The following is a 20,821-nucleotide window of genomic DNA, read 5'->3' as shown; positions in this document are numbered from 1 at the left end:
GCAGTGCGGTCAGCCGAAGGAGGAAGCCGTGCGGTTCCTGCCGCGCCACAGCACCACGGCGGCCGCCAGGAACAGGACGCCGGCCACTCCGGCGGCCGGGGCGGTCCAGGCGGCCGGTCCGCCGGCGCCGGTCGCGGGGTCGGGCCCGGAACCGAAGTACTTCTTGCCGTAACCGGCCGCGGCGGCCTTGCTGTCCGCCCGTGCGGCGTCCCCGCCCTCCGCGATGGCCGCCGACGGATCGACGGTCCCGTAGCCGTGGGTGTCGTCCCGCCCACCGGCCGGGGCGTCGCGGGCCGTCTTCGCGAGGAGCGTCTTGATCTGCGCCGGGGTGAGGTCGGGGTGCGCGGCGCGGACCAGGGCGACGGCGCCGGAGACGAAGGCCGCGGCGGCCGAGGTGCCCCACTCGATGTAGTAGTGCCGGTCCGGGTTGGCGACGACGATGTCGTCGCCGGGTGCGCTGACAGTGGCGTACCAGTGCCGGGTGGAGAACGAGGCGTGGGTGCCGTACTTGTCGACGGCGGCGACGGCGATGACGCCGGGGTAGGCCGCCGGGTAGGAGGTGCTGTCCCCCTTCTCCCCGCTGTTGCCCGCCGAGGCGACGACGGAGACGCCCTTGGCGAGGGCGTACTGGATGGCGTTGTCCTCGGAGGCGTCCGCGTGGGCGGACTTGCTGTCGTCGCCCAGCGAGAGGTTGATGACGTCGGCGCCGTGGTCGGCGGCCCAGCGGATGCCGTCGGCGAGGGCGGTGCCCCGGGACGTGCGCGCCTTCGCCCGGGCGGCGTCGGTGGATTCCAGGATCACCCGGACCGGCAGGATCTTCGCCTCGGGTGCGACGCCGAGCACGCCGTCGCTCTGACCGGCTCCGTTGCCGTGCCCGGCGATGATGCCGGCCATGGCGGTGCCGTGCAGGGCCCATGCCTTGTCGCCCGGGCCCGCGCCGAAGCCGATGAGGTCCTTGCCGGGCAGTACTCCGCCGACGAGGTCGGGGTGGCTGTCGTCGACGCCGGTGTCGAGCACCGCGACGGTGATGCCCCGGCCCTTGGTGGTCCGCCAGGCCTGGTCGGTGTGGAGGGAGGCGAGGGCCCACTGCCGGTCGCGGATGGCATCGGCCCGCGCCGGGGTGGCGGGCAGCAGCGCGAGCAGCCCGGCGGCACAGGCGGCGACGAGGGCCCGCGCGGCCCGCGCACGCCCGGGTGCGGCGGTGGAGCGGGCGGCGGCGGATCGGGGGCTCATCGCGGCTTCTTCTCCGTCAGGTCGGCGAGCGTCGTGCGCAGGGCGCGTTCCACCCAGTCGGCGACGCCCTCGGCGTCGTTGCCGAGACCCGCCTCGGCGACGGCCGTGGTGGCGTCCCGGGCCATGGCGCGGGCGGCGGGCTGCGGATCGGTGACGGCCCGTCCGTCCGCGAACCCGGAGACCGCGTAGACGAGGACGGGCAGCTCAGTGAGTACGTGCGTCGTCCAGGCGGCCCGCTGGGCGGCCCCGAACCCCCCTGCGGCGGTGCCCGGCACGGGGTACGTACGGGGCATCAGGTCCTTGCGCCCCCCGAGCTTCTGATCGGCGAACCGGGTGGCGAGCGCCCGCATCGCGGTGGCGTCCGCCTCGGTGAAGACCATGCCGACGGTGGTGACCGTGCTGCGCGTCGCGTCGGTGTAGGTGGCGCGGACCACGCGTACGCAGCCGACCGGCCCGAGGGCGCGTACCAGCAGCGGGTCGAGGGCCTCGGCGCAGTCGCCGTCGGCGGCCACCCCGAGCCGGGTCCACACCCGGTCGGCTCCGCCCGGTCCGGCTCCCTTGCCCTGGAGGGTGCGGGGGAAGAGCGTGTCGACGGGGAGGCTGTGCCAGGCGCTGCGGGCGGTGGACCAGGAGGTGTTTGCGCCGGACGAGGCGGAGGCGTCGTCGGTGAGCCACGCCCCGGCCGCCGCCCCGCCGATCAGGCCGATGCCGAGCACGACGCAGACGGCCGCGGCGACCGTCCTGGCCCGCTGCCGGGGCTCCGGCCGGACCGGCCGCAGCCGGGTGGTCCGTTCCATCGGCGTCTCGGGGAAGCCGTAACGCGGCGGTACGGGGTACGGGCCGGGGTGCCCCGTCCCGTACGGGGCTCGCGGCGGGCCGGGCGGGGCGCCGGGCGGCGGGGTGAGGTCCACCGCACCGACGGGCCTGCGCCGGGCGGCGGGTGGCGGCGCGGGCGGCTGGGCGGCGGGCGGCCGGGCGGGCGCGACCGGGGGCCGGGCGCCGGGGACCTGCGGCGCGGGGCGCGCGGGGGCGGCCGGGACGGGCCGCAGCCGGGTGGTGGTCTCGGACGGCGTCGGCGCGGGGACGGGCGGTGGTGCCGACGGCAGTACGGGGGGCCGCGCGGCAGAGGCCCCCGGGCGCAGGCGCCGGGTGGTCCCGGAGGGAATCTGCCCGGTGCCGGACGGGGGCGGGCCGGAGGGGAAGGCGGGCGCGGGGCCCTGCGGCGGGGGCACGACGGGCCGCGCGGTCGCCCGGGCGGGAGGTACGAGAGGTACGGGAGGTACGGGAGGTACGGCAGGCGGGGCGACGGAAGGCGCGGGAGGTACGGCCGGCTCGGGACCGACGGCACCGGCCGGAGCGGCGGCGGTGCCCGGGGCCGGTGTGGGAGTTACGGGAGGCGGGGGCGTGGTGGTGCCGGGCGGGGCCGGTGGGCGGGGCGGCACGGGAGCGTGCTGCGCCTCGGTACTCATCCCGTCCCCCTGGTTCACCTCGCGTACCGCTCGCGGAACACGCACCCGGGCAAGCCCGTTGGTCGCCGCGTGCCGGTCACTCTACGGGCTGCGGGCGGGCCGCGGGGAGCGGGTCGGTCCGGGCGTCGCATCCGCGCCGTTCGTTCCCCGGGCGGCGCCCCGTGCCGGGTCCGGCCGGGCGCGAGGAGGGCGACCAGCGATTCTTCGCAGGCCCTTACCGATGGGTACGCCTCTCTGGCAAGCTGCCGCCATGACTGTGCGCGCCACTGACCGGGCCCGTTACGACCGGGCCACCGCCCATCTCGACGCACCGCTCGCGGTGGTCGACCTGGAGGCGTTCGACGCCAACGCGGACGACCTCGTCGCCCGCGCCGCCGGGAAGCCGATCCGGGTGGCGAGCAAGTCCGTCCGCTGCCGGGCCCTGCTGGAACGGGTGCTCGCCCGGCCGGGGTTCGCGGGGATCATGTCCTTCACCCTGGCGGAGTCGCTCTGGCTGGCCCGGGCGGGCTTCGACGACATACTGCTCGCCTACCCGTCCGCCGACCGCTCCGCCTTCGCCGAGCTGGCCGCCGATCCGAAGCTCGCCGCCTCGGTGACGGTGATGGTGGACGACCCGGCGCAGCTGGAGCTGATCGACGCGTCCCGCGCGGGCGGCACGGAGGAGATCCGGGTCGCGCTGGAGCTGGACACCTCGCTGCGCCTGCTGGGCGGCCGGGTCCGGATCGGCGCGCTCCGCTCCCCGCTGCGCTCCCCCGCCCGACTCGCCGACCTGGCCCGGTCGGTGTCCCGGCGGCCGGGGTTCCGTCTGGTGGGCCTCATGGCGTACGAGGGGCACATCGCGGGGGTCGGGGACGCGGTCCCGGGACGTCCGCTGCGGTCCCGTGCCGTCCGGCTGATGCAGGCCACGGCCCGCCGGGAGCTGGTGGTGCGCCGGGCCGAGGTGGTGCGTGCGGTGCGCGCGGTCGTGCCCGACCTGGAGTTCGTCAACGGGGGCGGCACCGGCAGCGTGCAGCACACCGCCGCGGAGTCCGCGGTGACGGAGATCGCGGCCGGATCGGGGCTGTACGTCCCCCGTCTCTTCGACAACTACACGTCGTTCACCGGGCGTCCGGCGGCGCTCTTCGCGCAGCCCGTCGTGCGCAGGCCCGGGGTGGGCGTGGTGACGGTGCTCGGCGGCGGCTATCCGGCGTCCGGCGCGGCGGGCCCGGACCGGCTCCCCGTCCCGTACCTCCCCGAAGGGCTGCGGTACGACCCCCAGGAGGGACCCGGCGAGGTCCAGACGCCGCTGCTGGGCTCGGCCGCCGACGATCTGCTGATCGGCGACAAGGTGTGGTTCCGGCACGCGAAGGCGGGCGAACTCTGCGAACGGTTCGACGCGTTGCGGCTGATCGAGGGCGACCGGATCACGGCCACCGTGCCGACGTACCGGGGTGAGGGGCGGACCTTCCTCTGAGGACGCTCCGCCGTGTGGCAGGCTCAGGGTCTCAGCGCCTGCCGGGTGAAGGAGTGCGGCCATGCCCCAGTACACGGCCTCCGTCGGGGTGGCCGGTTTCCGGTTCGACGGGTTGCGGGAGCTGCTCGGGCGGGCCGGCCCGGCGCGTTCGGGGGACGAGCTGGCGGGGGTCGCCGCGCGGAGCGACGCGGAGCGCACGGCGGCCCGGATCGCGCTGGCCGAGGTGGAGTTGCGGGCCTTCCTCGAAGACCCGGTGGTGCCCTACGAGGACGACGAGGTCACCCGGCTGATCGTCGACACCCATGACGCCGGTGCGTTCGCGCCCGTCGCCGGGCTGACGGTCGGCGAGTTCCGCGACTGGCTGCTCTCCTACCGGGCGACCCCTACGGCGCTCGCGGCGCTGGCGCCGGGGCTCACCCCGGAGATGGCCGCCGCGGTGAGCAAGCTGATGCGCAACCAGGACCTGGTCCAGGTCGCCCGGGCGTGCACGGTCGTCACCCGGTTCCGGAACACGATCGGACTGCCGGGGCGGCTCTCGGTGCGCCTCCAGCCCAACCATCCGACGGACGATCCCCGGGGCGTCGCGGCCTCCGTGCTCGACGGGCTGCTGTACGGCTGCGGGGACGCGGTCATCGGCATCAATCCGGCGTCCGACTCGCTGTCCTCGGTGACGGATCTGCTGCGGCTGACGGACGAGATCCGGCAGCGGTACGCGATCCCGACGCAGACCTGTGTGCTCACCCATGTCACCCGTACGCTCCGGGCGATCGAGCGGGGCGCACCGGTCGACCTGGTCTTCCAGTCCGTCGCCGGGACCGAGGCCGCCAACCGCGCCTTCGGTATCGATCTGGCCCTGCTCGCGGAGGCCCACGACGCGGGCCTCTCGCTGGGGCGGGGCCAACTCGGCGACAATGTCATGTACTTCGAGACCGGCCAGGGCAGCGCGCTCTCGGCGGACGCGCATCACGGCGTCGACCAGCAGACGCTGGAGGCCCGCGCCTACGCCGTGGCCCGGCGGTTCCGCCCGCTGCTGGTCAACACGGTGGTCGGGTTCATCGGCCCGGAGTACCTCTACGACGGCAAGCAGATCATCCGGGCGGGCCTGGAGGACCACTTCTGCGGCAAGCTGCTCGGTCTGCCGATGGGCGTCGACGTCTGTTACACCAACCATGCCGAGGCCGACCAGGACGACATGGACAGCCTGCTGACGCTGCTCGGGGTGGCGGGCTGCACCTTCGTGATGGGGGTCCCGGGCTCCGACGACGTGATGCTGAACTACCAGTCCACCTCCTTCCACGACGCGCTGTACGTACGGTCCGTGCTGGGGCTGCGTCCGGCGCCGGAGTTCGAGGCGTGGATGGAGCGGATGGGGATGTACGACTCCGAGGGCCGGGCGGTGGCGCCCGTCGCGCACAGCCCGCTGGCCGCCGGTCTCGCCGCGATGATCGGAGAAGCGTGACGGACACGGGGGAGGCCGCGGAGAACGGCCCCGGCCTCTGGGAGCCGCTGCGGCGGCACACGCCGGCCCGGGTGGGGCTCGGGCGGACGGGCCATGCTCTGCCGTTGCGGCATCTGCTGGAGTTCCAGGCCGCGCACGCCCTGGCACGGGACGCGGTCCACCGGGCGGTGGACTTCGACGCCCTGCGTACGGGGCTGACGGGCCATCCGGTCGCCGGGGTGCGCAGCGCGGCCCCCGACCGGGCGGCCTACCTGCGCCGCCCCGACCTGGGCCGGAGGCTGCATCCGGACGACGGGCCGCGCCTGGCGGGGCTGCCCGGCGGCGGGACGCTGGTGGTGATCGCGGACGGGCTCTCCGCCACGGCGGTCCAGCTCCACGCGCTGCCGCTGCTGGAGGCGCTGGTGCCGCTGCTGGGCGAAGACACAGGCGAAGGCACAGGCAGCGGCACAGGTGCAGGCGAGGGCACGCGCGCCGGCCGGGAGGCCGTTCCGGTGGTCCTCGCCTCCCAGGCGCGGGTGGCGCTCGGGGACGAGATCGGCGAGCGGGTCGGCGCCCGGCTGGTGCTCGTCCTGATCGGTGAACGCCCCGGGCTCAGCGCCGCCGACAGCCTCGGGGTGTATCTGACGTACGGGCCCCGGAGCGGGCGGCGGGACGCGGAGCGCAACTGCGTCTCCAACATCCACCCGCCGGCCGGGCTCGGCTACCGGGCGGCCGCCCGCACGGTCGCCTCCCTGGTCGCGGGGGCGAAGCGGCTCGGGCTCTCGGGGGTGGCGCTGAGCGGGGAGGAGCCTGCGGGGCCTGGCGCGCTGCCCGCCGGGGACCTCCCCGGGCCCGGGTGAACAGGAACGTTCGCGTGGGTGGCGCGGACGTCCGTCCTTCCTGCCGGGTGGGCGGCAGCTCTTCGCCCGTGGCGACGGTGGACGCCGCGCCGCCACCGGGCCGCTACCAGACGCCGCCGTACTCGGCCTCGGCCGCCGCTTCGGCGCGCTGGGCGCGGAAGTTCGCCACATAGGCGTTGAAGACGCCGGCGTCCGCGCTCTTGTCCTCGTACTTCAGCAGCGTCTCGTCGTTGTCGGTCAGTGCCATGCCCGTGAAGGTGTGGCTGCCCGTGAAGACGATCCGCTGGTCCTTCTTGGCCCTGTAGGAACCGTCGATGACCATGTATTTGGTGTGGGAGCTGCTGCCGGTGTCCGGAGCGGTGCCGTCGGTCGTCGCCGGACCGGAGAGCCCCTGATTGTCCAGACGGTGCAGGGAGATCTTGCCGAGCCTGGTCGACCGGGTGAGCCAGTACGCCGTCTCGCGGTGCGCTCCCTCCGCCGCGTAGTCGGCGAGCTTGCCGTAGACGACGTCGATGTAGCAGCCGTCGTCGGCCATCTCCCAGAGCTTCTGGGCCACGGCCGGACGGGAGATCTGGCCGTTGGCGATCCGGATCACCGTGCGCCCGTCGGCGGTGCCGTGTCCCGCGCTGTTCCCCGAGCACCCGGGGTACGTGCCGCCCGTGGGCGCCACGCCGTCCACGCCGGTGCCCACCGTGTTGAGGATGTTGACGACCACGTCCGTCGAGGCCCGCGGGAAGAAGTACGCCTTGGCGACCCCGGCCTCCACGTCGGCCGAGTAGTCCTTGACCCTCGACTTGTCCGCCTGCGCCCGGGTCAGCCGGTCGAAGTAGGCCGTGTAGCCGGCGTAGAGGGCCTGGTTGTCCACGACGGTCATCGCGTCGTTCCAGAGCGAGCTGAGGTCCTGCCCGGTGAGGTTGCCCGAGGACTGGACGACGACGTCGTCCACCGGGACCCCGGTGGTGGGCGAACCGCTGCCGGTCGTGCGGGAGAAGAGGAAGAACTTGTTGTGGTTGACGCCGCCGATCGAACTGTCCGCCAGGCACGGCTTGTTGTACTCGCACACCCTGAACCAGGAGGTGCCGTACGTGGTGCCGGAGGGCGGGGTCTCGGCGAAGGCGGAGACGAGTTTGTCGCGGACCGTCCTGCCGGACTGTCCCATCCAGGCTTCGCTGATGGTGTCGTCGTCCACGAGGACCTGGACGTTCACGCCCCGGTGATGGGCTTCGACGAGCCGGTCCGCGGTCCAGCTGGACCCGAAGGCGTACATCGATATCTTGATCGTCGATCCGGGCAACGCACCGTTGATGAGCCGGCCGACGTGTCCGAGGATCGCGTTCTGTTCGGCCTGCGGCCCCTTGGGGTTGTTGAAGATGGCGCCCGTGGACACGTAGGTCGACGCTACGGCCGAGGCGGACGGAGCCGCCATCGCCAGCAGGCCTCCGATGGCGAGGGCCGGAATGAGTCTCTTTCTGATCATGGGCGTAGCCTAGGGCCGCCCCAGGAGCGCGAGGTGACGCATCCGGCCGGGGGCTGCCCGAGGGGCTCTCAGCCCGCCCGCGCCGTCAGCGAGAGCAGGTCGCGGGCGGGGCCGGCCGGGCGGTGTCCGGTGGGCCAGACCGCCCGCAGCTGGCGCCGGAGCCGTACACCGGCGAGCTGGACGGGGACCAGGCGGCGGGCGGAGAGCTCCTCGCCGAGGGCCAGCTCGCTCAGGACACAGGGTCCGGCGCCGCTCTCGGCGGCGCTCTTCACGGCGGTCGTGGAGGAGAGCTCCAACAGGGGCTGGGCCAGTCCGCCGTGCACGGCGAGGGCGGCGTCCAGGACCTGGCGGGTGCCCGAGCCACGCTCGCGGAGGATCAGCGGGGTCGCGGCGAGTTCCTGCGGGGTCAGCAGGGAGCGGCGACGGGCCCAGGGATGGACGGGGGCGACGACGACCACCAGGCGGTCGTGGGCGACGACCGTGCCGTCGAGCCCCTCCGGGGTGGTGAGGCCCTCCACGAATCCGAGGTCGGCCTCGCCGAGGAGGAGCCGGCGGGCCACCTGTCCGGAGTTCCCGGCGAGCAGCGAGACGGCGGTACCGGGGCGTTCGGCGCGCAGCGCGATCAGCCAGCCCGGCAGGAGGTACTCGGCGATCGTCATGCTGGCCGCGATCCGGAGCCGGGAGTCCCGCCGGTCCCGCAGCGCCTGGGCGCCCGCGTCGAAGGCCTCGGCCGCCTCGACGACGCGACGGGCCCAGTCGGTGACCAGGGCGCCCGCGTCGGTGAGGGTGGAGCCGCGCGGCGAGCGGTCCAGCAGGGCGACACCGAGTTGCCGTTCCATCGTGCGGACCCGGCTGGAGGCGGCGGGCTGGCTGATGCCCAGGTCCCTGGCGGCGCGGCCCAGGCTGCCGAGGCGGGCGACGGCGAGCAGCAGCTCCAGCGCCCCGAAGTCGGGCACGCGGTGGGAGAGGGGAACGTGAGCGGGGTCGTCGGGGACATGGGGCATAACGTCAGCTTATGACCTCATAGAAGCGACGTGCCTGGTGGGGGCGGTACGTGCGGCAGAGAATCGTGTCATGGCCATCCATGAGCGGACCCTGATCCGGCCGCCGATCACACGTCACGACGCACCGGTTCCCGCCGCACCGAAGCGGCCGGCGCTGCGCGCCTTCGGTCCGAACTGGTACGCGACGGTGATGGGCACCGCGATCCTGGCGAGCGCCGGTGAGGCTCTTCCGGTGGACGTCCCCGGGCTGCGGGGCGCGTGCACCGTCGTCTGGGCGCTCTCCGCCGTCCTGCTGGTGGCCGTGCTCACCGCCCGGGCCGGGCACTGGCGCCACCACCGGGACCAGGCCAGAACCCATCTGCTGGACCCGGCGGTCGCCCCGTTCCTCGGGTGCCTGCCGATGGCGCTGCTCTCGGTCGGCGGGGCCACGATGGTGGCCGGTACGCCGGTGCTGGGCGAACGGGCCGCACTGGCCGTGGACGTGGTGCTGTACTCGGCGGGCTCTCTGCTGGGGCTGGCCGTCGCGGTGACCGTGCCGTACCTGATGGTGGTGCGCCACCGCATCGAACCCGGCAGCGCCGCCCCCGCGTGGCTGCTGCCGCTGGTCCCGCCCCTGGTCAGCGCCTCGCTCGGCCCGCTCCTGATCCACAAGCTCCCGGCGGGCCAGGGACGTGAGGCGCTGCTCCTGGGCTGCTACGCGATGTTCGGGCTGACCGTGCTGGCGACCCTCGCCGTGCTGCCCCTCGTTCTCGCGCGGCTGCTGCACCACGGGCCGCTGCCGCTCGCGCTGACGCCGACGCTCTTCCTGGTGCTGGGGCCGCTCGGCCAGTCGACCACCGCCGTGAACCAGCTGGCCGACGTCGCGCCGGGGGCGATCGGCGCCCCGTACGCGACCGGGCTCGGGGCGCTGGCGGTGCTGTACGGGGTGCCCGTGATGGGGTTCGCCCTGCTCTGGCTCGCCCTCTCGACCGCCTTGACCGTGCGCGCCCTGCGGACCGGGATGGGCTTCGCGATGACGTGGTGGGGCTTCACCTTCCCGCTCGGCACCTGCGTCACCGGCGCGGCGGGCCTGGCCCGCCACACCGGCCTGCACGCCTTCGGCTGGCTGGCCGAGGCGCTGTTCGTCTGCCTGGTGGCCGCGTGGGCGGTGGCCGGGGCGCGGACCGTACGGGGGCTGCTCGGCGGCACACTGCTCGCGCCGCCGGTACCGGTGCGCCCTCCTGCCGTCGGGACGGCCTGAACTCCGGGCCGTAGCGTCCCGGAGCCCGTCAGCGGCGGGAGTCGTAGGTGGCGTCGATGTGCTCGGCCACCGCGACGACCAGCAGCCGGGTGCCGGGGAGGGTGGCCCTCCAGCGGTGGCGGACCCCGCCGGAGAGGAAGAGCGTGTCGCCGCGGTCGAGGCGGTAGGCCTGGCCTTCGGCCTCGACGTCGACGGCGCCCTCGACGACGTACATGAGCTCGTCGTTGCGGTGCTGGAACTCGCGGCCGAGGTCCTGCTCCCCGATGAACTCCAGGGCGCTGAGCTGGTGGCGGCCGCGCACCACCCGGCGGGCGCCGTCCTCGTCGCCGCCACGCACCACGTCCACGGCGCGCGCCGAGTCGGCGGCCTCGCGGAGTTTGGCGGTGGTGGTCTCCAGCGCTTCGGCGACCCGGGTGAGCGACTGGGCGCTGGGCCGGGCGCGCTCGTTCTCGATCTGGCTCAGGAAGGGCACCGAGAGGCCGCTCCGCGCGGCCACGGCGGCCAGCGTGAGCCCCAGGGTTCTTCGGCGTCGGCGCACGGCGGAGCCCACCCGCAGTGCTTCCTTCTCGTCCATCTCGCCCATGTCGGCTCCCTCCCGTCCGGCCATCCTCCCGGCTGCCAGCACCTTACGCACATGGTTGCGTGATTCCCTCACCGAGGAGAACTCCCGGCAACGCGCGAGGGGCGGCCCCCGCCTCCCGGCGGTGACCACCCCTGACCTGCGTGCGAGCGGATTTCGAGGCTACTGCGGCGCCATCGTGTCCACGATTCCCGGATGGGCGTCCATCCAGGACTTCACGGCTTCCTCCTCGTGACCGGTACCGGCCTTGGCGATGCCGTTCTCCAGTCCGGCGAGCTGGTCCTCGCTCAGCTTGAAGTTCTTGAACCACTTCGCGAGCTGCGGGTAGTTCTCCGGGAACTCCTTGCTCGCGACCGTGTGCAGCCGGTCACCGGTGCCGAAGCCCTTCTTGGGGTCCTGCAGCTTGGTGAGGTCGTACTGGTCGTACGCCCAGTGCGGGGTCCAGAGCACGACGGCGATCGGCTCCTTCTTGGCGTACGCCCGCTTCAGCTCGGCGAGCATGCCGGGCGTGGAGGAGTCGACGACCTTGTACTCCTTGTCCAGCCCGTAGGCCGGCAGGACGTTGTTCTTCAGGTTCTCCATGGTGGCGGTGCCGGGCTCGATGCCGACGACGCGCCCCTTGAACTCCGAGGACTTGCCCTTGAGGTCGGCGAGCGTGTGCACGTCCTTGACGTAGGAGGGCACCGCGACCTCGATGGACGTGGGGCCGTACCAGGAGCCGACGTCGGTCAGATCCTTCTGGTACTTCTTCCAGTAGTTCGCCTGCGTGTACGGCAGCCAGCCGTCGAACTGGACGTCGATCTGGCCGCGCGACATGGCCGCGTACATGGGGCCGACCTCGAACTGCTTGAGGTTGATGGTGTAGCCGCGCTGTTCCAGGACGGCCTTCCACAGGTAGGTGGCGGCGATGTCCTCCTCCCACGGGAACCAGGCGACGTTCAGCGCGCGGTCGCGCTCGTCCTTGCCGTCGGCGGCCTTCGACGCCTTCGCCGACGGGGTCCACTTCGCGGCGGCGTCCGGGTGGGCCTTCAGCCAGGTGCGGACGGCGTCCTGCTCCTTGCCCGCGCCCGCCTTCTGGACCTCGGCCTCCAGGCTGGTGAGCTGCTTCTCGCTCATCTTGAAGTTCTTCAGCCAGGACGCGGCCTCGGGATTGTCCGCGGCGAAGCCCTTGCGGGACAGGGTGTGGACGCCGTCGCCCTTGCCCCAGAGGTTCTTGGTGTCCTTGAGCTTCGTCAGGTCGTAACTGTCGTAGGCCCAGTGCGGAGACCAGAGCGGAACGACGATCGGTTCCTTCTTCGCGTACGCGCGCTTGAGCTCGGCCAGCATCGAGGGCGTGGAGCCGTCGACGACCTTGTACTCGCCGTCCAGGCCGTAGCCCGGCAGGATCTTGTCCTTCAGGAGGGCGGACTCACCGGCGCTCGGCTCGATGCCGACGATCCGGTTCTTGAACGAGGCGCCCTTGCCCTTGAGGTCGTCGAGGGTCTTGACGTCCTTCACGTAACTCGGGACGGCCAGCTCCAGCGAGGTGGGGCCGTACCAGGAACCCAGGTCGTCCAGGCGGTCCTGGTACTTCTTCCAGTAGCTGGCGTGGGTGACGGGCAGCCAGGAGTCGGTCTCGAAGTCGATCTGGCCGTTGGCCATGCCGGTGTACAGCGCTCCGGCCTCGTACTGCTTGACGTCGACCTCGAAGCCCTGCCGCTCCAGCAGCTCCTTCCACAGGTACGTGGAGGCGATGCCCTCGTCCCAGGGGATGTACCCCATGCTGATCTTCTTGCCCGCGCCGACGGACGAGGAGGACGCGGCGGTGGCGGGGCCGCCACCGCCGAAGACGCCCATGCCTCCGGCGACGAGCGCGAGGATCACCACGCCGGTGAGCGCGACGGCACCCTGCGGGCGGTAGTTCCAGAACTTCGGGCCGCCGGCCAGGGCCTGGGCCTTGGCGAGCGCCCGGCGGCCCAGCGGGGAGACCTCGCGCCCCAGCGCGCCCGTCATCCGGTCCAGGTACATGGCGAGGATGACGATGGAGATGCCCGCCTCGAACCCGAGGCCCACGTCGACGTTGCCGATGGCACGGTAGACGGAGCCGCCGAGGCCGCCGCCGCCGACCATGCCGGCGATGACCACCATGGACAGGCCCAGCATGATGACCTGGTTGATGCCCGCCATGATGGTGGGCAGCGCGAGCGGGAGCTGCACGCGCAGCAGGGTGTTGCGGGAGGTGGTGCCGAACGCCTCGGCCGCCTCGACGAGTTCGCCGTCGACCTGGCGGATGCCGAGTTCGGTCATCCGGACGCCCGGAGGCAGCGCGAAGATGATGGTGGCAATGATGCCGGGGACGACACCGACGCCGAAGAAGATGACGCCGGGGATGAGGTAGACCATGGCGGGCATGGTCTGCATGAAGTCCAGCACCGGCCGGGTCACCGCGCTGACGTTCTTGGACCGGGAGGCCCAGATGCCGAGCGGGACCGCCAGGACCAGCGTGACGATGGTGGCGACGAGCACCAGGGTGAGGGTGTCCATCGCCTCGTCCCACAGCTCGATGGAGTCGATGAGGGCGAATCCCACGAACGCGAGGACACCGGCGGGCAGTCCGCGCAGCCACCAGGCGATGACGGCGACGATGCCCGCGAAGAGCAGCGGGGCGGGCGCGGAGAGGACGGCCGCGATGCCGTCGAACATGCCGCTGACGATCGAGCTGATGGCGTCGAAGAGCCAGGAGAGGTGGGTCTGCAGCCAGTCGACGGCGGAGTTGACCCATGCACCGAGAGGGAGCCTAAACACGGGCCACCTTCTTCGCGGTGAGGTCGCCGGCGTCGTCCGCTCCGGTGGACTTCGCGGAGGGCGCGGTGTCCTCGGCGGCGGGCATCGGCGCGGCGGGCTTCATCGGCTCGCCCAGCACGGCGAGGAGCCGCTCGCGCGGAACGACCCCGACGAGCCTGCCCCGTTCGTCGGTCACGGCGACCGGGGTGCCGCTCGACGCGCAGGGGGTGAAGAGTTCGATGATCGGTGTGGCCTCGGCGACCGTGGCGGGGGCCGCGTCCAGCACGTCCTGCGGGGTGCGCAGTTCGGTGCCGTCCTCGGTGGTGGAGCCCATGACGGTGTGCGGTTCGGCCATGATGGCGCCGGCGGTCAGCACCCGGGCGCGGTCGACGTCCTGGGTGAAGGAGGCGACGTAGTCGTTGGCCGGGGTGACGAGGATGTCCTCGGCGGAGCCGAGCTGGACTATCTCGCCGTTCCGCATCACCGCGATGCTGTCGCCGAGGCGCATGGCCTCGTTGAGGTCGTGGGTGATGAAGACGATGGTCTTCTTCAGGCGCTTCTGGAGCTCCAGGAGCTGGTCCTGCATGTCGCGGCGGATCAGCGGGTCCAGCGCGCTGAAGGACTCGTCCATCAGCAGCAGGTCGGCGTCGGTGGCGAGCGCGCGGGCCAGTCCGACGCGCTGCTGCATACCGCCCGACAGCTCGTCGGGCCAGGACTTCTCCCAGCCGCCGAGCCCGGTCAGCTCCAGCGCCTCGGCGGCGCGCTTCTCGCGCTCCGCCTTGGCGACGCCCTGCACTTCCAGGCCGTACGCGGCGTTCTCCAGCACACTGCGGTGCGGGAAGAGCGCGAAGTGCTGGAAGACCATGCTGATCCTGGACGAGCGGACGTGGCGGAGCTCGCGGGGGCTCAGGGAGGTCAGGTCCTGGCCGTCGAACAGCACGCTTCCGGCTGTGGGGTCCAGGAGTCCGTTGAGCATCCGCAGAAGCGTGGACTTGCCCGAGCCCGAGAGACCCATCACGACGAAGATCTGTCCCGGTTCCACGGTGAACGACGCGTCGATCACCGCTGCGGTCGTTCCGTCGGCGCGCAGCTCGTCCCGGCTCGCGCCGGCTTCGAGTTTCTCCACGGCCTGATCGGGTCGTCTGCCGAACACCTTGTACAGGTGTTCGGCCTGCAGCCTTGACACATACACCTCGCGGGTTGAACCGGAAACGGTCCGCCACACCCCCGCGTCGGCGGACCGTGGAGCGGCACGGAATCTGTCCGCATGGCACATACACAAGTTGAAATTTGGACGTGCTCCGCTCCGGTGCCGCGCCTGCCCGCACTTATCCGCAGCAAACATTTATGTGGCTCAGCTCACTTTTCACCGCCCGGCTCACGCCGTCCGTACGGCGACGCCGCCCCGGGCCGGTGTCGGTGCCGTGGGGCATGATCGGGGGGTGACGCGACGCCTGATGCTCCTCGACACCGCCTCCCTGTACTACCGCGCCTACTTCGGCGTGCCGGACTCGGTGCGCGCACCGGACGGCACCCCGGTCAACGCCGTGCGCGGGCTGCTGGACTTCATCGGCCGGCTGGTCCAGGACCACCATCCCGACGACCTGGTCGCCTGCATGGACGCGGACTGGCGCCCGGCCTGGCGGGTCGAGCTGATCCCGACCTACAAGGCGCACCGGGTGGCGGTGGAGACCCCGGCGGGCCAGGCGGACGAGGAGGAGACCCCGGACACCCTCGCCCCGCAGGTCCCGGTGATCGAGGCGGTGCTGGACGCGGTGGGCATCGCCCGCGTGGGCGTCGCACCGTACGAGGCGGACGACGTCATCGGTACGCTCACCGGACGCGCGACCGGACCGGTGGACATCGTCACCGGCGACCGCGACCTCTACCAGCTGGTGGACGACGCGCGCGGGGTGCGGGTGCTCTATCCCCTCAAGGGTGTCGGCACGCTCCAGGTGACCGACGAGGCGGCGCTGCGCGAGAAGTACGGCGTGGACGGCCGGGGGTACGTCGACCTGGCCCTGCTGCGCGGCGATCCCAGCGACGGCCTTCCCGGCGTCCCCGGGATCGGCGAGAAAACCGCCGCGAAGCTCCTGGACGCCTTCGGAGATCTCGCCGGGATCATGGCCGCGGTGGACGACCCGGCGGCGAAGCTGACCCCCTCGCAGCGCAGACGGCTGGACGAGGCCCGTGCGTACGTCGCGGTCGCGCCGAAGGTGGTGCGGGTCGCCGGGGACGTACCGCTTCCCGAGTTCGACCCGGTACTGCCCCGCGAGGCACGCGACCCGGCCGCCCTCGCGGAGCTGGCCGAGCGGTGGGGGCTGCGCGGCGCGCTGCAGCGGCTCCTGTCGGCGCTGCACTCCTGAGAGCGTCGCCGCTGCTCTCCCGGGAGCCCGGCGGCTCACAGCAAGCCGTGGTCTCCTGGCGGGGCGGCCACCGGTCGTGCGTCCGCCCCGCGGGAGGCTCCGCGCATCCAATGCTTACGGGACCGACCGTGTCCGGATCGCCCGGCCGGTGCTAGCTTAGGCAGACCTAAGTTTCGACCCCGGGTGCCGGCCCCCGGCACCCGGGTCCCCGCATCATTACGGCACAGGGAGATCCACGTGGCACGTCCGACGCGGCAACCGCCCAAGGGCAAGGGTGCGCAGGTCGTGCGCACCGAACAGATCACCCCCCACATGGTGCGGGTGGTCCTGGGGGGCGAGGGCCTCGCCTCCTTCGGGACCGAGGGCTTCGCCGACCACTACGTGAAGCTCTGCTTCGCGCCCGAGGGCGCCGACTACGCCCATCCCTTCGACATGGCGGCGATCCGCGAGTCGTACCCGCGCGAGCTGTGGCCGACCACGCGTACGTACACCGTCCGCTCCTGGGACCCGGCCGCTCGCGAGCTCGCGATCGACTTCGTCGTGCACGGCGACGAGGGTCTGGCCGGTCCCTGGGCGGCCCACGCCTCTCCCGGCGACCCGATGACGCTCCTCGGCCCGGGCGGCGGCTACGCCCCGCAGGAGTCGGCCGGCTGGCACCTCCTGGTGGGCGACGAGAGCGCACTGCCCGCCATCGCGGTGGCGCTGGAGCAGATGCCCGCGGGCGCCCGGGGACACGTGTTCATCGAGGTGTCCGACGCCGCCGAGGAGCAGAAGGTGACCGTCCCCGCCGGGGTGTCGGTGAACTGGCTGCACCGGGGCGAGCGCCCGGTCGGCGAGCTCGCCACCGCCGCCGTGCTGGGACTGGACTTCCCGGAGGGCGAGGTGCAGGCCTTCGTCCACGGCGAGGCGGGCTTCGTCAAGGAGATCAGGCGGTACCTGCGGGTCGAACGCCAGATCCCACTGGGCCAGTTGTCGATCTCGGGCTACTGGCGTCTCGGCCAGAACGACGACGCCTGGCGTGCCGTCAAGCGCGAGTGGAACGAGCAGGTCGAGCGCGAGCAGGAGGCCGGCCCCGCCACCGGCTGACCCGGCGTCCGCGCGGGAGCCCCGGCTGTCCTCGGAGGACGGCCGGGGCTCCCGCGTGTCCGGAGTTCCACGGATGTCCGGCCGCCGGCCGGCCGGTCCGTGGAAGGATTTTTCCACCGGCCCCCACCGGCCCGCCCAGGTCCGGCACCCGCCCGCCCGGCCGGCTGATCACCCGAAAGGCCGCCCCCTTCGCACCGCACCGGCGACCAATCCGAACGGCCCGCTGCTCCGAATCAAGGGGAGTCCATAAACCTCCTGGGAGGAAGCCGCGTTGAAAGAAGCCGTGTACATCGGCCCCGTGCCTTCGGCCGGACCCGATCTCCAGGACCTCCTGGTCCAGGTCGCCCGGGGGGACCAGGACGCCTTCGCCCAGGTCTACGACACCGTCTGCGGACCGGTCCTGGGCCTGATCCGCACCGTCCTGCGCGATCCCGCCCAGTCCGAGGAGGTCGCCCAGGAGGTGCTGGTGGAGGTGTGGCGGACCGCGTCGCGCTACCAGCCGTCCCGCGGCGGCGCCATGAACTGGGTGCTGACGCTGGCCCATCACCGGGCCGTGGACCGGGTCCGCTCGGCGGAGGCGTCGGCGGCGCGGGAGCACCGGGCCGCCCTGCTGGAGCGCACACCGGCGTACGACGAGGTGACCGAGCAGGTCGAGAGCCGGCTGGAGCGCGAACAGGTGCGCCGCTGCCTTCGGACCCTGTCCGAGCTGCAGCGCGAGTCGGTGACCCTCGCCTACTACCGCGGCCTGACCTACCGCGAGGTGGCCGAACTCCTCGCCGTACCGCTGGGAACCATCAAGACGCGACTGCGCGACGGTCTGATCCGGATGCGTGACTGCCTGGGGGTGAGCGCATGAGCACCACGGCGGAACTGCACACGTTGACCGGCGCCTACGCGCTGCACGCCCTCCCCGAGGACGAACGCCAGGCATTCGAACGGCACTTGGCCGAATGCGGCGCCTGCGAGCAGGAGGTGGCGGAGCTCTCGGCCACCGCCTCCCGGCTGGCCCTCGCGGTCTCCGCGACTCCCCCGCGCGCTATGCGCGACGAGGTGCTGCTCCGGATCACGACGGTACGTCAGGAGGCGCCGGGGCACGGCGCTCCCGGCGGTCCGGCCGCCGTTCCCGGGCGGCCCGGCCGGTGGACCCGGTACGCCCTGGCCGCCTGCCTGGCCGCCGCGGCCTCCCTCGGTGGGGTCGCGGTGTGGCAGAACCAGGTGGCACGCGCCGCCCAGGAGGAGGCGGACAGCGCCAACCAGCGGAACGAAGTGCTGGCGCGCGTGCTGTCCGCGCCCGACGCGAGGACGGTCTCGGCGGAGTTCGCCCCGCGGGCACGCGGCACGGTCGTCGTGTCGTCGAGCGAGAACCGGGCCGTGTTCCTCTCCTCCGGGCTGGAGCGCCCGCCCGTCGGCAAGGTCTATCAACTGTGGTTCGCGGACGGCGGGACGATGCGTTCGGCCGGGCTGATGGACCCGGACGCGACGGGCGACGCGGTCCTCCTGGCCGGCCCGGTCGACGGTGCGTCGGGCATGGGCGTCACCGTCGAGCCGGCGGGTGGCTCGACGTCGCCCACCTCGGCCCCTCTCGCGCTGATGGACTTCCCGACGGCCTGATCGGGGAGCGCCGTCGGGAGGGTGGCCCGGGACCTCCCCAAAGGTCCCGGGCTCCGGGCGTACGCACGGGTGGAGTACGCACGACGCAAGGCGCACGGGCTGCCGCGGTTCAGTTCCGCCGGGGTGGCAGCGGGACGAAGCCGCTGGTACGCGCCCGATAGGAGGCCCAGCCCGGCCTGTCGGCCATGTGGCGTTCCAGCAGGGCCTTGCCGCTTCCGCCGATGAGCAGGTAGCTCATCAGCGCGGGGGCGACGACGGTCGCCGCCGCGGCGGCCGGACTGTCCGCGACGAACAGGAACAGACCCCACCAGACGCAGAAGTCCCCGAAGTAGTTGGGGTGCCGGGTCCAGGACCACAGGCCCCTGTCCATGATCAGGCCGCGATGCGCGGGATCGGCCTTGAACCGTGCCAGCTGACGATCCCCCACCGCCTCGAAGACCAGCCCCACCGACCACAGCGCGCATCCGGCCCAGACCCACCGGCTGGGCGGGCCCTCGACGTACTGCGCGGCCTGCACGGGGGCGGAGACCAGCCAGACCAGGGATCCCTGCAGCAGGTACACCTTGCGCAGCGCGTAGAGGTCGGGGTGGCACGGGGCCCGGTCCAGCATGGCCCGGTAACGCGGGTCCTCGCCGTGGCCGCGTCCGCGGCGCGCGATGTGCAGGGCGAGGCGCAGGCCCCAGACCACCGTGAGGACGGTCACCAGGAGCCGTCGCACTCCGTCGCCCTCGCCCGCCGACACGCGGTACGAGACGAGGGCGACGGCCGCGAACCCGAGCCCCCAGGCGACGTCCACCACCCGGTGCACTCCTTGGCGCAGGGCCACCGTGAAGGTGACGAGCATGACCGCCAGGGCGGCGCCCGCCGCGGGGGCGAGCCCCTGTGCGAACGCCGCCCAGCCGAAGCCGGTCACCGGGCCGCGCCCAGTTTCTCGTACCAGCCGTGCCGGGTGGCGGGCATCGCCGCCGCTCCCGAGGCGTCGGGGCGCACGCAGAGGATCTGGTCGACGCCCATCCGCCGTTCCTCGAAGGCGAGGGCGCCGCCCACCAGGTAGAGCCGCCAGACCCGGGCGGTCTCCTCGCCCACGAGGGCCACGAACTCCGGCCAGCGCGCCTCCAGCGTGCGCCGCCACGCCTCCACCGTCAGGACGTAGTGCTCGCGCAGCGATTCGGTGTCGCGCACTTCGAGTCCGGCGCCCTCCAACAGCCCGACCGTCTCGCCGAGCGGCCGCATGTGCATGTCGGGGGCGATGTAGGACTCGATGAAGGCGCCGCCCCCCGGCGCCGTGGTGCCGCGGGACATCTGCTGGACGAAGGCCCGGCCGCCGGGGCGCAACACGTCGTGCAGCAGTGCGGTGAACGCGGGATATTCGGCGTCGCCGACGTGCTCGCCCATCTCGACGGTGGAGACCGCGTCGTAACCGGCCCGGAAGTCCGGCAGGCCCCGGACGTCCCGGTAGTCGCTGTGGAGCACTTCGACACGGTCCTCCAGACCGAGTTCACCGACTTTCCGGGTGACGTGGGCGGCCTGTTCCGCGGCGAGGGTGACGGCGGTGACCCGGACGCCGTGGTGGCGGGCCGCGTACAGGGTGAGGGATCCCCAGCCGCAGCCGATGTCCAGGAGCCTTCCGCCGGGGCCGAGTCCGAGTTTCCGGCAGATCAGTTCGAGCTTGTCCCGCTGGGCGTCGGCAGGGCCGTAACCGGGCTCTCCCTCGCCCGTCCAGTAGCCGCAGGAGTACGCCATCGTCCCGTCCAGCAGGAGTGTGTAGAAGGCGTTGGACAGGTCGTAGTGGTGGCTGATCGCGGCGCGGTCCCGTGCCTTGCTGTGGACGGCGCCCCGCAGCCCCGCCCGCGAGGCGGGCACCGGCGGGCGGGTTCCTACCGCGCCGAGCCGTACCGCGGTGACCGCCGCCCTGATCCGGTCTCCGAGCCCCGGCGCGGGTGGGCGCAGCCCCCTCTCCCGGGCGGCCCCGCGCATGACACGCAGCCCGTCGGCGAGGTCGTCCGCGAGGTCGATGTCGCCGGTGATGTACGCCTCGGCGAGGCCGAGTTCGCCGGGCTGCCAGAGCAGCCGGCGCAGGGCGCGGCGGGAGCGCACGTGCACGGTCGGCGCGTCGGCGGGACCGGTCTCGCTGCCGTCCCACATGCGTACGCGTACCGGTAGCGCGCCGCCGAGGAACCGCTCGGCCAGCGGTCCGACGAGCTGGGCGGCACCGGTCGATACGGCACCGTTCGATGCGAC

At 73.0% G+C, this 20,821-nt stretch carries 17 protein-coding genes; 8 read left to right on the top strand and 9 right to left on the bottom strand.

The window, feature by feature from the left end:
* Window positions 1-9 precede the first annotated feature (9 nt).
* Together mycP and ACFZAX_RS27450 are read right to left on the bottom strand one after the other, a co-directional pair.
* Window positions 10-1,233 (bottom strand): type VII secretion-associated serine protease mycosin, encoded by a 1,224-nt coding sequence (gene mycP, locus ACFZAX_RS27455; RefSeq protein ID WP_390964951.1) that lies wholly within the window; start codon window positions 1,231-1,233, stop codon window positions 10-12.
* Window positions 1,230-2,030 carry a hypothetical protein gene (locus tag ACFZAX_RS27450; protein ID WP_390964950.1) on the bottom strand — a complete coding sequence of 267 codons (801 nt, stop codon included), beginning with the start codon at window positions 2,028-2,030 and terminating at the stop codon, window positions 1,230-1,232. The genes mycP and ACFZAX_RS27450 overlap by 4 nt, the downstream gene beginning before the upstream one ends.
* 922 nt (window positions 2,031-2,952) lie before the next feature.
* Between ACFZAX_RS27450 and ACFZAX_RS27445 the strand changes: the two genes are divergently transcribed.
* From ACFZAX_RS27445 to eutC, 3 genes are all read left to right on the top strand, one after another.
* Window positions 2,953-4,155 carry an alanine racemase gene (locus tag ACFZAX_RS27445; protein ID WP_390964949.1) on the top strand — a complete coding sequence of 401 codons (1,203 nt, stop codon included), beginning with the start codon at window positions 2,953-2,955 and terminating at the stop codon, window positions 4,153-4,155.
* Between the two features lie 61 nt (window positions 4,156-4,216).
* Window positions 4,217-5,614 carry an ethanolamine ammonia-lyase subunit EutB gene (locus ACFZAX_RS27440; RefSeq protein ID WP_390964948.1) on the top strand — a complete coding sequence of 466 codons (1,398 nt, stop codon included), beginning with the start codon at window positions 4,217-4,219 and terminating at the stop codon, window positions 5,612-5,614.
* Entirely contained in the window at window positions 5,611-6,453 is an 843-nt protein-coding gene (gene eutC, locus ACFZAX_RS27435) for an ethanolamine ammonia-lyase subunit EutC (protein ID WP_390964947.1), read from the top strand. The genes ACFZAX_RS27440 and eutC overlap by 4 nt, the downstream gene beginning before the upstream one ends.
* Window positions 6,454-6,556: 103 nt before the next feature.
* On the opposite strand, the gene ACFZAX_RS27430 is transcribed toward eutC, so the two are convergent.
* Both ACFZAX_RS27430 and ACFZAX_RS27425 read right to left on the bottom strand, forming a co-directional pair.
* On the bottom strand, window positions 6,557-7,930 hold the full coding sequence (locus ACFZAX_RS27430) for a phospholipase D-like domain-containing protein (RefSeq protein ID WP_390964946.1): 1,374 nt from the start codon (window positions 7,928-7,930) through the stop codon (window positions 6,557-6,559).
* 68 nt (window positions 7,931-7,998) lie between these two features.
* Window positions 7,999-8,934, bottom strand: a complete 936-nt coding sequence (locus ACFZAX_RS27425) for a LysR substrate-binding domain-containing protein (protein ID WP_390964945.1) — start codon at window positions 8,932-8,934, stop codon at window positions 7,999-8,001.
* Between the two features lie 70 nt (window positions 8,935-9,004).
* Here ACFZAX_RS27425 and ACFZAX_RS27420 point away from each other — a divergent pair, with 70 nt between their 5' ends.
* Window positions 9,005-10,174, top strand: coding sequence for a TDT family transporter (locus tag ACFZAX_RS27420; protein ID WP_390964944.1), 1,170 nt, complete (start codon window positions 9,005-9,007; stop codon window positions 10,172-10,174).
* 28 nt (window positions 10,175-10,202) lie between these two features.
* On the opposite strand, the gene ACFZAX_RS27415 is transcribed toward ACFZAX_RS27420, so the two are convergent.
* The 3 genes from ACFZAX_RS27415 to ACFZAX_RS27405 all read right to left on the bottom strand — a co-directional run bounded on the left by ACFZAX_RS27415 (window position 10,203) and on the right by ACFZAX_RS27405 (window position 14,703).
* Window positions 10,203-10,748: a helix-turn-helix domain-containing protein gene (locus tag ACFZAX_RS27415; protein ID WP_386889039.1), complete on the bottom strand. Its 546-nt coding sequence runs from the start codon at window positions 10,746-10,748 to the stop codon at window positions 10,203-10,205.
* 168 nt (window positions 10,749-10,916) lie between these two features.
* Complete coding sequence (locus ACFZAX_RS27410; protein ID WP_390964943.1) at window positions 10,917-13,538, bottom strand: glycine betaine ABC transporter substrate-binding protein; 2,622 nt, start codon at window positions 13,536-13,538, stop codon at window positions 10,917-10,919.
* Complete coding sequence (locus ACFZAX_RS27405; RefSeq protein WP_390964942.1) at window positions 13,531-14,703, bottom strand: betaine/proline/choline family ABC transporter ATP-binding protein; 1,173 nt, start codon at window positions 14,701-14,703, stop codon at window positions 13,531-13,533. Before ACFZAX_RS27405 ends, ACFZAX_RS27410 begins: the two co-directional genes overlap by 8 nt.
* A gap of 271 nt (window positions 14,704-14,974) precedes the next feature.
* Here ACFZAX_RS27405 and ACFZAX_RS27400 point away from each other — a divergent pair, with 271 nt between their 5' ends.
* The 4 genes from ACFZAX_RS27400 to ACFZAX_RS27385 all read left to right on the top strand — a co-directional run bounded on the left by ACFZAX_RS27400 (window position 14,975) and on the right by ACFZAX_RS27385 (window position 18,580).
* Window positions 14,975-15,883, top strand: coding sequence for a 5'-3' exonuclease H3TH domain-containing protein (locus tag ACFZAX_RS27400; RefSeq protein ID WP_390964983.1), 909 nt, complete (start codon window positions 14,975-14,977; stop codon window positions 15,881-15,883).
* A 237-nt stretch (window positions 15,884-16,120) separates the two neighbouring features.
* Entirely contained in the window at window positions 16,121-16,969 is an 849-nt protein-coding gene (locus ACFZAX_RS27395; protein WP_390964941.1) for a siderophore-interacting protein, read from the top strand.
* A gap of 271 nt (window positions 16,970-17,240) precedes the next feature.
* A complete protein-coding gene (locus ACFZAX_RS27390) occupies window positions 17,241-17,825 on the top strand; it encodes an ECF RNA polymerase sigma factor SigK (protein ID WP_390964940.1) in 585 nt (194 codons plus the stop codon).
* On the top strand, window positions 17,822-18,580 hold the full coding sequence (locus ACFZAX_RS27385; RefSeq protein WP_390964939.1) for an anti-sigma factor domain-containing protein: 759 nt from the start codon (window positions 17,822-17,824) through the stop codon (window positions 18,578-18,580). The genes ACFZAX_RS27390 and ACFZAX_RS27385 overlap by 4 nt, the downstream gene beginning before the upstream one ends.
* Before the next feature lie 109 nt (window positions 18,581-18,689).
* Here the strand turns inward: ACFZAX_RS27385 and ACFZAX_RS27380 are convergent, their stop codons facing one another.
* Together ACFZAX_RS27380 and ACFZAX_RS27375 are read right to left on the bottom strand one after the other, a co-directional pair.
* Entirely contained in the window at window positions 18,690-19,493 is an 804-nt protein-coding gene (locus tag ACFZAX_RS27380) for a DUF1295 domain-containing protein (RefSeq protein ID WP_390964937.1), read from the bottom strand.
* Window positions 19,490-20,770 carry a class I SAM-dependent methyltransferase gene (locus ACFZAX_RS27375; protein WP_390964982.1) on the bottom strand — a complete coding sequence of 427 codons (1,281 nt, stop codon included), beginning with the start codon at window positions 20,768-20,770 and terminating at the stop codon, window positions 19,490-19,492. Before ACFZAX_RS27375 ends, ACFZAX_RS27380 begins: the two co-directional genes overlap by 4 nt.
* Window positions 20,771-20,821 lie beyond the last annotated feature (51 nt).

It is taken from the genome of Streptomyces sp. NPDC008125 (assembly GCF_042957125.1).
Lineage (GTDB): Bacteria > Actinomycetota > Actinomycetes > Streptomycetales > Streptomycetaceae > Streptomyces.
The sequence above is the reverse complement of the archived record's forward strand: the minus strand, read 5'-3'. Positions and strand labels throughout refer to the sequence as shown.

Coding starts and splice junctions, on each gene's coding strand:
- mycP (WP_390964951.1), bottom strand. CDS start 1,233: ATGAGCCCCCGATCCGCCGCCGCCCGCTCCACCGCCGCACCCGGGCGT.
- ACFZAX_RS27450 (WP_390964950.1), bottom strand. CDS start 2,030: ATGGAACGGACCACCCGGCTGCGGCCGGTCCGGCCGGAGCCCCGGCAG.
- ACFZAX_RS27445 (WP_390964949.1), top strand. CDS start 2,953: ATGACTGTGCGCGCCACTGACCGGGCCCGTTACGACCGGGCCACCGCC.
- ACFZAX_RS27440 (WP_390964948.1), top strand. CDS start 4,217: ATGCCCCAGTACACGGCCTCCGTCGGGGTGGCCGGTTTCCGGTTCGAC.
- ACFZAX_RS27430 (WP_390964946.1), bottom strand. CDS start 7,930: ATGATCAGAAAGAGACTCATTCCGGCCCTCGCCATCGGAGGCCTGCTG.
- ACFZAX_RS27425 (WP_390964945.1), bottom strand. CDS start 8,934: ATGCCCCATGTCCCCGACGACCCCGCTCACGTTCCCCTCTCCCACCGC.
- ACFZAX_RS27420 (WP_390964944.1), top strand. CDS start 9,005: ATGGCCATCCATGAGCGGACCCTGATCCGGCCGCCGATCACACGTCAC.
- ACFZAX_RS27415 (WP_386889039.1), bottom strand. CDS start 10,748: ATGGACGAGAAGGAAGCACTGCGGGTGGGCTCCGCCGTGCGCCGACGC.
- ACFZAX_RS27400 (WP_390964983.1), top strand. CDS start 14,975: ATGCTCCTCGACACCGCCTCCCTGTACTACCGCGCCTACTTCGGCGTG.
- ACFZAX_RS27385 (WP_390964939.1), top strand. CDS start 17,822: ATGAGCACCACGGCGGAACTGCACACGTTGACCGGCGCCTACGCGCTG.